The following is a 15,628-nucleotide window of genomic DNA, read 5'->3' as shown; positions in this document are numbered from 1 at the left end:
TTGAAAAATTTCAGGATTTATTTCCTTCTAATTCTTTAACCTTATCATAAACTAAATTGCTTTCATATCCTCTTCGAAGCATATAATCACAAAATTTTTTGCGTTTTTTTAGATTGTTTTTTTCCGAAATAGAATTCCAGCATCTTTCAGAAAGATTTTCAAAAGTATCTGAATATTCCTCAGCAGAAATTTGTTTAAGAGCCAACGTGATATTTGTCGAAGAAATATTTCGCATTTTAAGCTCATTTGTAATCCTGATTTTACCCCAATGTTTAATTCTATGCTTTCCTCTTGCAAAGCTGCAGGCAAATCTTGTTTCGTTCAAAAAGTTATTTTCAATCAATTGAACTACAATAAGATCAATCTCATCAGGAGTCATTTTAAGCGTGTATAGCTTAGCCACAACTTCATCATGACAGCGTTCTTGATACGCACAAAAACGTTCTAACTTCTGTAAGGCTTGTTGTGGTGTAAAAAATGAATCCATGTGTATTTTCTCGCTTTTTAACTATTAATGATAAAAATAAACAAACAACTGTTAAATTTTAAGATAAAATATTCACTTTTCTTAAAAACCATTTTTTGAAGAGTTGTTTTTTATTCCAAATTGTAATAATTTTGTGGGTAAATTCTGTTTGTTAAACTGTTTAAATCATTGAACAGTTATTAATAAGAATTTAACCCCAAAATTACATATTAAGTTTTAGACAGAAAACTTAAAGTTTTTTTACCCCCCAAATCCAAAACAAAAACTTAAATACCATGCCTACTATGATTAGAAAACTACTTTGGTTCGTTTATTCATTTTTATTTTACCCCAAATCTATTAGCAAAAAAATTTTTGTTCCTCATTTAAATCTGATTTGCTTAATGATGTTCTTTTTTGTTTCATTTTCTAACGCCGCAAATAGATATTCTGTTGCAAATGGAAATTGGAATTCTACTGCAACATGGTCAATTTCTTCCGGAGGAGCTTCTGGAGCAAGTGTTCCTGTAGCAGGAGATGTTGTATATATTGAAGGGCATTCAATCGTTGTAACTGCGAATGCAGCTTGTAGCTCTATAACATTTAGGGGAAATGCAAATACATTAACCGTTAATACTGGAATTATTTTAACGGTAGCTACAAGTGGAGCTATCATACATGAATCATCAGCTTCAAGCTCTCGAACAGTAACTTTAGCTGGAACAGGGACAATAAATTGTAGTTCGATAACCGTCGGTAGCAATGTCAATCCAAATTCTGCTATTGGTACTACCATTAACTCAACTATTTCAAATTTAAATGTAAGTGGAAATTTAACACTCGATAGTAGAAGAAATAGTGGAAACCTTTGTAATGCAACATTTAATCTTCAAAGTGGCATATTGGATCTTGATGGACAAATAATCTCTAACAATGAACACGCAAACAATAACTCCACATTTTCAAATGCAACTGGAGCACAATCAGGGACTTTATTATTAAGTGCAACAACCCCTTTCAGTTTAAGTGGAACAGGGACAAATACCATAACATTGAATGGAAGCAATTCGATTGTGAATTACGATAGAGCTGGAAATCAAACAGTGTACTCAACCACATATAATAACCTGACTATATCAGGAGCAAGTGGGACTAAAACTTTAAGCACTGCAATAACAGTTACATCTAATGCAACTATAGGAAATGGAGTAACATTTGCAACAAACAATTATAATTTAACCATAGGAGGCAACTTTACAAGCACTGGTACATTTACTCCAGGAACAGGCACAGTTACTTTAAATGGAACAGATCAATCATTTAACGTACCTAATTTCAATAACCTAACTTTTTCAGGAAGCGGAACGAAAACTTTTGCTTCTAGCGGTGCGACTTCAATAACTAATAGTTTAATTATCAATTCTGGGGTTACTGCTAATTTAGGTACTCAAACACACAACGCTAACATCTTATCTTTAGGCGGTACTCAAGTTTTACCAGGTTCTTGGGGAAGTACAAGTTCACCGGCAACCTATAAAAACAATACTTATTTCACCGCAACAACAGGACAGATCAATGTTTCATCAAGTACTTGTACTTCCTTTTCAACAGTTTCACCTATTACTTCTGTAAAATTTAATACGCTTGATAATACAACATCTGCTTCAAGCACGGTTTCTTACGAAAGTTTTCCAGCTTCTACTACTACAACCACTGTAAGTACAGGCCAGTATTATGCATTAACTGTAAAAGGAAATACAACTGGAGACAGAAACGGATATTATACTGCTTTTTTTGATTGGAATGGAGATGGAGATTTTGCAGATGCCGGAGAAGGACCATTTCAAATTGGAACAATAAACAATTCTTCAGGTATAGATAGTAAAGCAACCTCGGTATACATTCAAATTCCATCAACAGCAACGGGTACCAATATAAGTATGCGTATTATAGGACTTGTGGGATCAGGAACTTATAACTCAACACCCTGTACTGTAAGCACTGGTATTGGGCAGGTTGAAGATTATGTAATTACACTTCAATCAGGATGTTCACTACCAGCAGGTGTCAGCACATTATCGACAAGTACTTCTGTCTGCCCAAATATTCCTTTTACACTTTCTTTAGGAAGCATATTTACAGACAATACTACCTACACATGGCAGACTTCGCCTGACGGCAATGCTTGGACAAATGCTACACCGGCTCCAACAACATTTTTTAATAACGATTTCACAACTGCACAATCTGCCAATACAACTGTAGGAAATATAAGTTTGTATGGGAATGACACTTCAATAACAGGAGGCGAATTATTTTTAACTCAAAACAATGGAAGTTATCTTGGAGGTTTTTTAATTAATGCTACTCCAGGAACAAATCAAAATGCTTTTTCAGCTTCTTTCGACTATAAGATATATGGAGGAAGTGGAGCTGACGGATTAAGCTTAAGCTATGCCGGAAATATCGCCAACAATGCAGGTGGCGGTGAAAGCGGTGAAGGTTCTGGAATCGTTTTACAACTTGATACTTACGATAATGAAGGCGTTGCTACTGGCAGCCGTGTAAGAATACTTTATAATGGTTATTCGATATTTAATTCTGCAATAAATGTTCCGTTTAATTTAAGAACTTCAACGGCACGAAATGTTGTAATGTCTGTAGATTCAAATGGCAGATTAACTGTAACTATTGGAGGTACTGTTATTGTTTCTAAATTAACTTTACCTGCTAGTTATCTTACAGATGACAAATCGAACTGGAAATTTAAATTTTCTGCTCGAAATGGAGGATCAACAGATATACATGTAATTGACAATGTTAGAATTCAGTTTTTAGATGTTGCAAATTCTAATGCTACTTTCACCACATCGCAAACTACAAAAACGTATTACCGTGCAGTAGTGACTTGTGGTGCTTCTTCTATAAATTCAACTCCAGTTTTTGTAGACATGACTTCTGCTGTTATTACAACACAGCCTACGGCTCCAACAGCGGTTTGTTCTGGTAATGGTGTTCGAACTATTTCAGTTACAGCAACAGGATCAAGTTTAGCTTATTCTTGGAGATTTAATGGAAATCCAATAACGAATGGCGGAGTATTCAGCGGAGCAACTACAAATACACTTACTATAACAAATCCGTTAGCCGCAAATGCTGGTAATTATAGCGTTGTGGTTACTGGGGCATGTTCATCAAGCGTAACTTCAAATGCTGTGGCACTTACAGTAAATGCATTACCTACTCCAACATTTACAGCACAACCCGGTTCTCCAACTTGTGTGGGAACAGATGTTACTTATACAACTCAATCTGGCATGACCAATTATGTTTGGGGATTCCCAGGAGTTTTAAATACCAATTACAGCATTATTTCTGGTGGTTCAACAAATGACAATACTGTTACTTTACGATATTTAACTGCGGGAAGCAAAACCGTAACTATTAATTATACAAATGGGAACGGTTGTACAGCAACTGCTGCGACTTCATCCAATGCAATTACTGTAAACGCTTTACCTGTTATTACAACACAGCCACAAGCTTTGGCACTTTGCGAAGGACAAAACGGAAGTTTTACTGTAACAACTTCAGCGTCTAGTCCAACTTATCAATGGGAATATTCAAATAGCGCATCTGGTCCTTGGACTATAACAAACGGAGCTGCAGGAGTAAGCGGACATAATACGGCTATTTTGGCATTGACAAGCGTTCAGTTAGGTTATTCAGGATACTATGTTCGCTGTACAGTAACAAGTGCAACTTGTAATACAATATCAAATGTTGTAATGTTAACGGTAAATCCATTACCAGCTGCTCCTTCAGCAGGAACCACAACAAATGAAACTTGTACAGTGCAAGGTTCAGTGGTTTTATCAAATCTTCCTGCCGGAAGCTGGACAATCAATCAGTCAGGATCTAGCTCAAGAACAATTTCTGGATCAGGAAACAGCTATACTGTGACTGGTTTGGCTGCTGGAACCTATACTTTTACGGTTTCAAATGGGACTTGTACTTCAACATCAACTGGTTCTGTGGTAATCTCGGACAGCACAACGGCAACATGGAATGGTGCCGCATGGGTTGGCGGAGTAACTCCAGATAACACAAAACGAATTGTCATTACTTCTGCAGCAAGTCAGCCATTTACTGCAAACACAACAGGCTGTTCTTTAACCATTAATGCGGGTGTAAATGTAGTAGTTCCTGCAGGTGTTACTTTAACCATTACAAATGCAGTAACTACAAATGGTTCATTAACCTTCAATAATAATTCTAGTTTAGTACAAACTACAAATGCTGTTAACACAGGGAATATCACTTATCTACGAAATACACAACAAGTACGTCGATATGATTTTACCTATTGGTCTTCGCCTGTTACAGCAACACCTGCCTATACACTGGCAAATCTTTCACCAGCAACATTAGGAGATAAGTATTACAGCTTTAACCCAAGTTCAGGATGGGTAATAAATTATAACGGGACATTACCAATGGAAAAAGGAATAGGTTATATCGTAAGAGCACCGCAGACTTTTGACATTGTAAACTCGTCAATTTACACGGCATCTTTTGTGGGAGTTCCTAATAATGGAGATGTTACTATTCCAGCAGCTTCAAACAGCTGGAATTTAATTGGTAATCCATATCCATCCGCTATCGATGCTAATTTACTTATGAATTCAAACAGCAATATTGGATCTCTTTATTTCTGGATGCACAATTCACCTCCAAATGGTTCTGTTGTAGGAGATGCCAAATACAATTATACCGCAAATGATTACGCTGTTTTCAATGCTACAGGTGGGGTTACAACTTCAAATCCTGCACAAACACCAACAGGCTTTATTGCTGCTGGACAAGCTTTCTTTAGCAACACTGGAGTTGGAACCAACATTACCTTTACAAACAATATGCGCGTTTCTGGAAACAATAGCCAGTTTTACAAACCAGCAACTACTAACAGCATTGAAAAAAATCGTATCTGGCTGAATATTTCCAACAAAGAAGGCGCTTTCAAACAAACCCTGCTTGGCTATGTAGGCGGTGCAACAAACAACTGGGATTTACAATATGATGCTATTACACTGGATGGAAATACCTATATTGATTTTTACAGTATTAATGACAATACATCACTTACCATTCAGGCGCGTGCACTTCCTTTTGAAAACACCGATGTAGTTCCAATGGGATATAAAACTACTGTAGCTGGTGAATTTACGATTGCAATTGACCATACTGACGGATTATTTAACGATCAAGCTATTTATCTTGAGGATAAAAAAACCAATGCTATTCATGATCTGAAAGCTTCTGATTATAAATTCAATACTGCAGCAGGAACTTTCGCAGATCGTTTCACGTTGCGTTACACCAATAAAAATTTAGGAACAGGAGATTTCGAAAATGCTGAATACGGACTGTTGATTTCTGTAAAAGATAAAGTTATTAAAGCAACTTCTTCAAAAGAAAACATTACAGAAATTACGATTTACGATGTTACAGGAAAACTTCTTTATAACAGAAAGAAAATCGGGGCAGCTGAATTTTCAATTTCAAATCTACTGGCAGCGGATCAGGTATTAGTGGTAAAAGCCGCACTTGAAAACAATGCTCAGATAACCCGAAAGATTATTTTTAAATAATACCAACTTCCAAAAGAAAAACTCCATTTGTCAATTGATAAATGGAGTTTTTTAATGCTTACAAATAAATGATTTAGTCTTGTTATCTGACCATTTGAAAATTCATGATCATCTTCAAAATCTATTTATTCAGAACAGGTTTAACAGTATAACCTAAATTTCGCAACAACTTAATAACCCCAAATTCCCCCACTAAATGTGCTGCTCCGAATGCGAAAAACACACTCTGTTTTTTCATCAAATCAGGCATAATTTTCACCCAATTTAAATTCCTCTCATCCAAAATAATTTTCTTGATTTTAGCACTGGTATATTTTTCATCGGCAGCAACATCGTACATTCCCTCAATATTTTCAGATTTATATTCAGAAACCAATTTATCTGTTTCTTCCAAAGTCGATTCATCAAGCATATTAATCATTTCATCATTTGTATAAGCTCCTTCTAGAATTGCAAATTGAGATTTTACGGTTTCTAATCCACCAATTTCAATATTTCTCTCCTTAGCTTGTTCTGTAAATTCCATTTCGTAAAATTTCAAATCCAAACAACCAAAAGTTTTCATAGAAATCAAACTCATTACAGTCAGCAAATTAAAACTATCAACTTGTTTTACAGACATTCCGGTCGTTTTCTTCAAAATAGCATCTAGCTTATTCAATTGCTCTGGACTTAATTTTTTACTTAAAGGCTCTTTGCCTATTGCCAGCTGCTGCATTTCAGAAAATTCTTTGGGATCAGCAACATTAATTTCTAAAACCAATTTTTCAGATGCTTCGAAAGCTTTTTTTGTTTTATCCGAAAGAAAATAATCCGATGAGCAGATCATATGTATCGTTCCATACAAATAAGAAGGCTTTGAAAGTCCGTTTCCAGAAACTTCCCATAAGAGTGAATCTTCAGTTTTTATAGGTTCTGATTGAGCAATCATTTTTGAACCCAAAAACATCATTAAAAAAACAGCAAATAGATTAAATATATTTTTCATTTTGTACTCAGTAATTAAAATTAAAAATTATTGATTTAGTTAATTATGTAGTGTAAGTAATCAAAATTTAAAAACGTTACAAAATTTCTTCCCTATGATTAATGAAGTTCTACTCAAAAACATCTTTTCTTTAGATATAAGCTTAAAAATTATTAAAACCATCTTCTTGCTGCTTAGAAGAAAATTAATTCCATTTTGGCTTTAATTTAGCTTTTGCATTTTGAATTAAAAAAGTCGGCATGAATTTCATACCGACTTTTGAATTTATAATTTATACTTCACTAATAAATGGCGACTGCCTGATAAAATTTTCTTCAACCATTTCCTTAATCATAAATGAAGAAATATTGAAAGCACTAATTTTATCACCAAGACAATCTTCCAGATTCACAGAAATTTCAGAATTGCGATCCGTAAATTCAATTAGTGGAACGCGAACCTGAGTCCACTTAGCAGCACTTGCTTCTAAAATATCATAGGTTTTCTGACGGTCTTTCTGAATTTCTGGAAAATTAGTTTTCATCCAATCTGTAGCCATCATTGTTTTAGGACTTTTTTTATCGAAAGGAGTATCGATATTAAGACCTGCTAAAATCAAATATCGGTCAATACAATATTCCTTCATAGCATGTAGTACATTTTTTGTCGCCTGACTTGCTACCATTGGTTCGCCCGGTCTTTGACCAATTGTACTCAATACAGCCTGACAATTGTTTAACAGCAAAGAAATAGATTCTTCATAAATAGCATCACCTTTAATAATTTCGAGCTGTGGATTTTGAATGGTAAAATTATCTGGATTTCTCACTAATGCTTTAACACTAAATCCTTGATGCAATAACTGGTTTACAAGAAATTGTCCAGTTCTTCCCGCGCCGCCAAGAACAGCGACTTTTGATATATTTTTCATAAATATTCTTTATAAAATTTGACATAAGATAATTGCGCTTCATAGGCATATGAAACGAAAACATAAAAGCTTACTGAGCTTTTAAAAAGGATCAAATATTTTATAAAGAGATTCTAATACCTCAAAAGTAAAAAATAAAAAAAGCCAAACAAAACGTTTGACTTTCAAATTATTGTATTTTTCTTCGTTTTGGATAACTAGATACTTATTTCAAAACCTCATCTGAATAATTATATTATGTCTTTTAAAATTCTGCCTTACAACAATTACATTTATAACAATACCTTGTGTAAAAGGGAATCAAACTAAAAAGCAATGAAAAAATAAATATGATTAATGATTTCGCATCTCCTATTGAAGTAGTCATCTCAACTTGTTCTGCCCCACACTTAGGGCATTTAATTAAATCATTTTTTTCATCTAATGAATATTGACTAATTGTTGATAAAACTTCACTAGCCTTGTCAAAATCTTCACTTTTTACAAAAAGCTTAACTCCGCCTACAGCATTACTCCAAATAGGATTTGAATCTACAATATGATTATCTCTCAAATAAACTTCAACTCCTTCAGACTTCAATTTTCCGACAAATACTTGAGCTTCCGACGAGTATTGATAAGTCCTAATTAACTTAAAATCTTCTTTCATAATTTTAAAAACACTCTCTTTCATAAATACGAAAGTTAACTTCTTTATTACAAAACTAAAAAACATAACAAAAAGAATAAAAATTAAGATTATTCTTTTCCAATTTTGTATTCTCAATTCAATAGTTAAAAAAAAAGCCAAACAAAAATGTTTGGCTTTTCAATTTATTTTAAACTGCTTTAGTCAACTAAAACAATTATTTTATTGTCTTTCATTTCGATAGTACCTGACGTAATTTCTAATGTATAGGTTTGGTCATTAACTTTCGTAAATTTATCTGCTACCTCTTTAGAAAAATTAAAGCTTGGAGCTACAATTTTAATCGTTCCTTTTTCTAAAATAGAAACAATAGGTGCGTGATGATTTAAAATCTGGAAGCTTCCGTCAACTCCTGGCAAAGTAACCGAAGTAACTTCTCCTGAAAATAATTTCGCTTCTGGTGATACTATTTCTAAAATCATATTTTTTTTTAGTTAATAGTTGATGGTTGATGGTTGATGGTTGCTTTCTAACAACTGACAACTAGCAACTAACAACCAAATTATTATGCTTCAGCTAACATTTTCTCTCCAGCTTCGATTGCATCTTGAATAGAACCTTTCAAGTTGAAAGCTGCTTCTGGAAGGTGATCTAACTCACCGTCGATAATCATGTTAAAACCTTTGATAGTATCTTTAATATCTACTAATACTCCTGGGATACCTGTAAATTGTTCTGCTACGTGGAATGGTTGAGACAAGAAACGTTGTACACGACGAGCTCTTGATACAGCTAATTTATCTTCTTCAGATAACTCTTCCATACCTAAGATCGCGATGATATCTTGTAGTTGTTTGTATTTTTGAAGAATTTCTTTTACTCTTTGTGCACAGTTGTAGTGCTCATCTCCTAAGATGTGTGGAGTTAAAATTCTTGAAGTAGAATCTAACGGGTCAACCGCAGGATAAATACCTAACTCAGCAATTTTACGAGACAATACTGTTGTTGCATCTAAGTGCGCGAAAGTTGTAGCCGGCGCCGGGTCAGTTAAGTCATCTGCAGGAACGTAAACCGCTTGTACAGATGTAATAGATCCTTTGTTTGTAGATGTAATACGCTCTTGCATAGCACCCATTTCAGTTGCTAAAGTTGGCTGGTAACCTACTGCAGATGGCATACGACCTAAAAGTGCCGATACCTCAGAACCTGCTTGTGTAAAACGGAAGATGTTATCAACGAAGAACAATACGTCTTTACCTTGATCAGATCCAGCCCCATCACGGAAATACTCAGCGATAGATAATCCTGAAAGTGCCACACGTGCACGAGCTCCAGGTGGCTCATTCATTTGTCCGAAAACGAAAGTAGCTTTAGACTCTCTCATTCCTGGCATATCTACTTTAGATAAATCCCATCCTCCATTTTCCATAGAGTGCATGAAATCATCACCGTATTTAATAATTCCTGACTCTAACATCTCACGAAGCAAGTCATTTCCTTCACGTGTTCTTTCACCTACTCCAGCGAATACTGAAAGTCCACCGTGACCTTTTGCGATATTGTTGATCAACTCCTGAATCAATACAGTTTTACCTACACCAGCACCACCAAACAATCCAATTTTACCTCCTTTTGCGTAAGGCTCGATCAAATCGATTACTTTGATACCTGTAAATAATACTTCAGATGAAGTTGATAAATCTTCAAATTTTGGAGCTTGTCTGTGGATTGGCAGACCGTTTTCTCCAGTTTTAGGTAAATTACCTAAACCATCAATGGCATCTCCAACAACATTAAATAATCTTCCATATACATCTGGACCGATTGGCATTTGGATTGGACTTCCTGTTCCAACTACTTCATATCCTCTAGACAAACCGTCTGTTGAGTCCATAGAGATTGTACGAACAGTGTTTTCTCCAATGTGAGATTGTACTTCTAGAACTAATAAAGTTCCGTCTTTTTTAGTGACTTCTAGTGAATCATAAATTTTTGGAAGTTCAACATCCTTACCGTTGAAAACTACGTCAACTACTGGTCCAATGATTTGAGCAACTTTTCCTATTACTTTTGACATTACTTATGTATTTATTAAATAGCTATTTAGGTTTATCGAAAATACCTCTTTTTTCAGAGCGCAAAGATAATTTTTTAAAATATAAAATCAATTTTTTTTTCATAAAAAATAGCACGATTTTGTTTGATTCATAAAACTGAGCCAAAAAATATAGAAAACAGCATTTTTCTTAAAAACAAAAAAAGCCTCAACATATTAAAAATGTGAGACTTTTTTATATCTAAAATTTAAGTTTCTTTATGGAAGTGTTGCAGGATATTGAATTTGATAAGTCGCCAAATCAGCATGACGAAGTGTCGAACCATATTTTGCATTTATCGCATCAATAAAAATATTGGCAATTAAAGCATATCCTCTTGGACTAGGATGAACACCATCTAATGAAAAGGCACCACCAACCGCAAATGAAGAAGTCATAGTAAAGTTTCCAAATTTAACCCCTCCACTTGACAATTGCGTCATGGTAGCTCTTGTATCAACAAATGCTATACCTTTTTCTTTTGCTAAAGATTCGATTGTCACATTATAAGCATCAGTAGCTTTTTTGATTTCTGCTGCTTCTGTTGGAATAATAACATGTTTGTCTTGTAATGGATATGAAATTCCAAAAACATTTAACGGAGCTGGCGGAGCAATCCCCAATCCTGAATCAGCAGCTGTTGGAGCAGCACCAATTGCAGATTGTGTTGTTAAAAGAATTAAATCGGTTGATTTTGCTTGTCTTGCTTGTCCGAAAACAGCACCGTAAAAAGCCGCAGTTTGAGCACCCAATGATGGTGTTAATGCTGCGGTTATTTGAGCAGCAAGATTTGGAAGACTTTCATCTTTAATTAATAATGGATTTGCTGATGTTGTAGACAATAAATTGATTCGGTCACCAGCATTAAAGTTTGTCAAAACTTGTTTTAATGGTCCGTATAATTGGGCATTAAGTACAGCAAGATTACTTCCCAATAATTGAGGAGTAAGTGGGTTATAAGGAACCGTAGTAAAATGAGGCAAAGTTGTAATGTATGGTAAGTTTGCCACAACTCCTTTTGCACCATTCGCTGTTAAAGCTGTCAATAAAGAAGAATATACACTTGCAAAAACAGTTGGATCCGTAATATCATTGCCTCCATAAGTCGCAGGATTCATATTACCCGTTTGATCTTTTCCTGTTCCACCAGACAAAGCATAACTTAAGACATCATTTCCTCCAATAAACAAAGAAAAAAATGTAGGTGCTTGAACCAATGCATCTGCCAAAACAGTTGTGGATGGTGAGCTTGAAAATCTTGCAAAATAAGGATTCGCTGCACCTGTAGCTACACCTGCAACATTACCATATCCAGCTGCCACTAAATGGAAACTTTTTGCTCCAGGAACTCCAAGATTATTAAATGGCCCTGTAAGATGCGTAGTAACTTCTGTAGTTGGCGGACCAAGCACTGGAACTGCTGTTCTTTGTGCTGTGAAATATAAGCGTGTTCCAGCTATTACATTTCCACCTAAAAGAAGACCTCCTTTATTATCATTCATATAAGGTATTGTAAAAGCACCTCCACCCGCAGCAACAAATTGCTGCGCCAAAATATTAGGATATCCATTCTCTTGTCCTTTCTTAAAAAGTGCATTATCACTATATCCTGCAGCAAAAGAATCTCCAAGTGCTACATATTTTGTAAAAACCGCCGAACCTGGTGTTACAGGAACTTCTTCTGGCGTTTTATTATCATCATCACTATTACATGCCATAAAGGTTAAAGCAACCAAAAACAGCCATTTTATATTTTTTTTCATGTTATTACTTTTTAAATTATTAGCTCTTTCTTTTTTAAAAGAAAGCAAATCCTTTTTTGATCAAATATTTTCCAATTAAGGATTAATGATCCAAGAAGCAAACCACATTTTACCAATTGCTCCCGCTCCAATTACCTGAAGATAATCTGATCCGAAAAGGTTTGTTGCTCCAACTTTAATAACTGATTTCAGTTTTGGAATTCCATAATTAACCTGAGCATCAAGAACTGTATTTTCAGGAATCATACCGTCTCCAAAAGAAGACTGCCATAAATATTCTGTATTCCATCTCACATTTACATTAAAGCCTAAGTTTTTAGTCAGCTTAGCATTTCCAAGAGAAGCTTTAATTCTATGTTTTGGAGTGTTAAATCCTGCCACGAAACTTGGATCATCTGATTGATCAAAATTAAACTGAGCGTAATTATAGTTTACTCCAAGCTCGAAGTCTTTATATACTTTTTTAGACAATCCAACCCCAAAACCTAATGATGTAATCTGAGCAGTAGTATTAGTATAAACTTGATACACTCTTCTGTCTCCAAAAGCTAAAGCCGCATAACTTAACTGAACAGAAGGATCTGCAGAATTAATTCCTGCCGTTCCGTAGTAAGGAGAAATTACTCTTGAAGTATTCATGAAATCATTGTAGATATTATAATACCCATTAATATCAATTGACAAATCATTTTGAACCACTGTACGATACCCAGCCTCAAAAGCTTGAACTTCTTCTGGTTTCACTAATTGAACATTTGCCACTTTAAGATCTGCTGGATTTGCAGAAGCCGCAAATGCTTGAACAGAAGCTAATGTATATGCATTTTCGTATGCATTACGACCAGACATCCCTATAGTCGCAGGCTGTCCCGCCAAAGCCTGACCTGAAGCACTCACATTAACTGTTTCTTGAAAACGATCTAAGTTATCAGCGGCTGATCCAATTAAGGCAAATGGCCCTAAATCTAAACCAATATATTGATCCTGTGTAGTAGGGTTACGGAAACCCGTTTGATAAGAAACTCTGAAGTTGTGTCTTTTAGAAGCTCCTGCAGAATACACAAATGATACTCTAGGCGAAATATTTCCGTCGAAGTTTTGGCTTTTGTCATAACGTAAAGATCCTGTAAATTTCAATCTGTCGTCTAACCATTTTTTTTGTACTTGGGCATATGCACCGTATTCTTTATATTCGATTGGACCATCATAATCTGTAAAAATTGTTCCTTCAGAATCCATTACATATTTTCTCCACGATCCTCCAACTTGGATTTCAGCAAATTTGATAAGGTCTCTGAAATTATAATTTACATCTGAATGATATAATTTTGAATGATCTATAAATTTAGCTCCCTGAGTTAAATCGGCATTAGAAGTTACCGTTGCAAGCGCATTATTAAACTGTGCTGATCCCGGTTCAAATCTTGCTGATCTTGGAGCACTTGGATTAGCTGGGTCAATATTCGGAACCAATGGCAAGTTTGGAGAAACATTGTAATCAGCAAAATTTCTAGCATAAACCGCAGCATCATTAGCATTAAGTCCTAACAAGGCAGAAGACAATTGAAATGCTGTTCCATAATCAGTAAACCAGTTTTTATCTGATTTAGCCAATCTGTTAATGTTCCAACCTGCGAATCTCATGTCATAAGAATCTCCCGCATCTTCACTTGTAAAATAAATTCTACCAAAAAAGTTTTTACCTTTTATTTCAAATTTACCTTGTTGCATCAAGAAGTCTTTCAACGCATATCTATTTGCTCCTTGATAAATAGTACTTCCTGTACCAATTTTATATTGTAAAATAATTTCTGTGTCATCAGCCCAAGGCTTAATATGAGCACTAAAGTCAGCTTTCATACTTTTAACTTTATTATCAGTTAAATCTTGTTCACGATATCCTGTTCTACTCACTTGACCAACATTTGGAATAGAAGTAGTAACCTCATCACCGTAAATATTTAACCCATCATAATTTTGATTCATTGCATGTCCAACAGAACCACCAGTCATACTTCTTGTATCAGCAGCAATCCACTCTGATGCTTCCATATAAGTGAAGTTTGCTTTCATCGCAAAATGTCTGGTAAATGCTTTTGCAGCTCTGATTCCAAAATCATTGTAATCGTTTGTTCCTGCTGCTTTTTGAGTAGTCTGTCCGTATTTATAATACACACTAATACCCTCATTTGTGAACGGACTTTTACTATTCATAAACATAATACCGTTAAAAGCATTTGCTCCATAAAGAGCAGATGATGCTCCCGGCAAAAGCTCAACACTAGCCACATCGATATCAGAAATACCAATTAAGTTTCCTAATACAAAGTTCAAAGCTGGAGAAGAGTTATCCATACCATCTACTAATTGCATAAAACGCGTATTCGCAACTGTAGCAAAACCACGAGTGTTTATTGATTTAAAAGAAATACTGCTCGTATTGAAATTTACTTCTTTTAAGTTTTCTAAACCATCATAGAAAGTTGGAGCAGTGGTATTTTTTATTTCCTGAATCCCCATTCTCTCAATAGTAACCGGTGACTCAATTACTCTCTCAGGAGTTCTCGAAGCCGAAACTACGATTTCATCTAATTTAGTTTCTTCATCTTTCAAAACAACATCTATCCTTTGGCTTAATGACGTAACATTTATAGTTTTCGCCTCAAAACCTACAGCCGATATTTTAATAGTAAACGGCGGTTTAGATGAAGTATTCAGTTTAAATGTACCATCAAAATCGGTAGAAGTTCCATTGGTACTTCCAACCACATTAATATTGGCACCAGGGACAGACTGTTTGTTACTATCGGTAACAGAACCTGTAATTGTATTCTGCGCAAAGGATATTCCGCTAAAAAACAACATAATTAGTAAATAGACTCTCATTAGGGTTAGTTTTTGGATTAGTTACTTGTTAGTTTATTATAGCCAAAATACAAATATTTTTAATATTATTAAAAAAAGGCTAAAAAAAACCAACATTCAACACATTTTTTAAAACAATCTTAACTATTTCGTAATTAAATTTCTTGTAATAAAATCAAAATATCAATGTTATATATTCAACAATACTATGCATACATATAATTTTCACTAATTTTATTACATATTTAATAAAAATACACC

At 34.7% G+C, this 15,628-nt stretch carries 9 protein-coding genes; 1 reads left to right on the top strand and 8 read right to left on the bottom strand.

Annotation, left to right across the window (positions count from 1 at the left end):
- Positions 1 to 10: 10 nt before the first annotated feature.
- Positions 11 to 487: a regulatory protein RecX gene (locus P2W75_RS06265; protein WP_276379574.1), complete on the bottom strand. Its 477-nt coding sequence runs from the start codon at positions 485 to 487 to the stop codon at positions 11 to 13.
- 383 nt (positions 488 to 870) lie between these two features.
- Here P2W75_RS06265 and P2W75_RS06260 point away from each other — a divergent pair, with 383 nt between their 5' ends.
- A complete protein-coding gene (locus tag P2W75_RS06260; RefSeq protein ID WP_276379572.1) occupies positions 871 to 6,117 on the top strand; it encodes a T9SS sorting signal type C domain-containing protein in 5,247 nt (1,748 codons plus the stop codon).
- A 121-nt stretch (positions 6,118 to 6,238) separates the two neighbouring features.
- Here P2W75_RS06260 and P2W75_RS06255 read toward each other — a convergent pair whose 3' ends face one another.
- The 7 genes from P2W75_RS06255 to P2W75_RS06225 form a co-directional block, all read right to left on the bottom strand.
- A complete protein-coding gene (locus tag P2W75_RS06255) occupies positions 6,239 to 7,105 on the bottom strand; it encodes a TraB/GumN family protein (protein WP_276379570.1) in 867 nt (288 codons plus the stop codon).
- A 271-nt stretch (positions 7,106 to 7,376) separates the two neighbouring features.
- Positions 7,377 to 8,015, bottom strand: coding sequence for an NAD(P)-dependent oxidoreductase (locus P2W75_RS06250; RefSeq protein ID WP_276379568.1), 639 nt, complete (start codon positions 8,013 to 8,015; stop codon positions 7,377 to 7,379).
- A gap of 244 nt (positions 8,016 to 8,259) precedes the next feature.
- Positions 8,260 to 8,688 (bottom strand): DUF2007 domain-containing protein, encoded by a 429-nt coding sequence (locus tag P2W75_RS06245; protein ID WP_276379567.1) that lies wholly within the window; start codon positions 8,686 to 8,688, stop codon positions 8,260 to 8,262.
- 155 nt (positions 8,689 to 8,843) lie between these two features.
- Positions 8,844 to 9,125, bottom strand: a complete 282-nt coding sequence (locus P2W75_RS06240) for a F0F1 ATP synthase subunit epsilon (protein WP_276379565.1) — start codon at positions 9,123 to 9,125, stop codon at positions 8,844 to 8,846.
- A gap of 83 nt (positions 9,126 to 9,208) precedes the next feature.
- Positions 9,209 to 10,720, bottom strand: a complete 1,512-nt coding sequence (gene atpD, locus P2W75_RS06235; RefSeq protein ID WP_207294306.1) for a F0F1 ATP synthase subunit beta — start codon at positions 10,718 to 10,720, stop codon at positions 9,209 to 9,211.
- A gap of 237 nt (positions 10,721 to 10,957) precedes the next feature.
- Positions 10,958 to 12,502 carry a G-D-S-L family lipolytic protein gene (locus tag P2W75_RS06230; RefSeq protein ID WP_276379563.1) on the bottom strand — a complete coding sequence of 515 codons (1,545 nt, stop codon included), beginning with the start codon at positions 12,500 to 12,502 and terminating at the stop codon, positions 10,958 to 10,960.
- Between the two features lie 75 nt (positions 12,503 to 12,577).
- Positions 12,578 to 15,388, bottom strand: a complete 2,811-nt coding sequence (locus P2W75_RS06225) for a carboxypeptidase-like regulatory domain-containing protein (RefSeq protein WP_276379562.1) — start codon at positions 15,386 to 15,388, stop codon at positions 12,578 to 12,580.
- Positions 15,389 to 15,628: the final 240 nt, after the last annotated feature.

It is taken from the genome of Flavobacterium sp. H4147, from assembly GCF_029360735.1.
GTDB classification, from domain to species: domain Bacteria; phylum Bacteroidota; class Bacteroidia; order Flavobacteriales; family Flavobacteriaceae; genus Flavobacterium; species Flavobacterium endoglycinae.
Note: the sequence above shows the minus strand (reverse complement) of the source record. Positions and strands in the feature narration are given on the sequence as shown.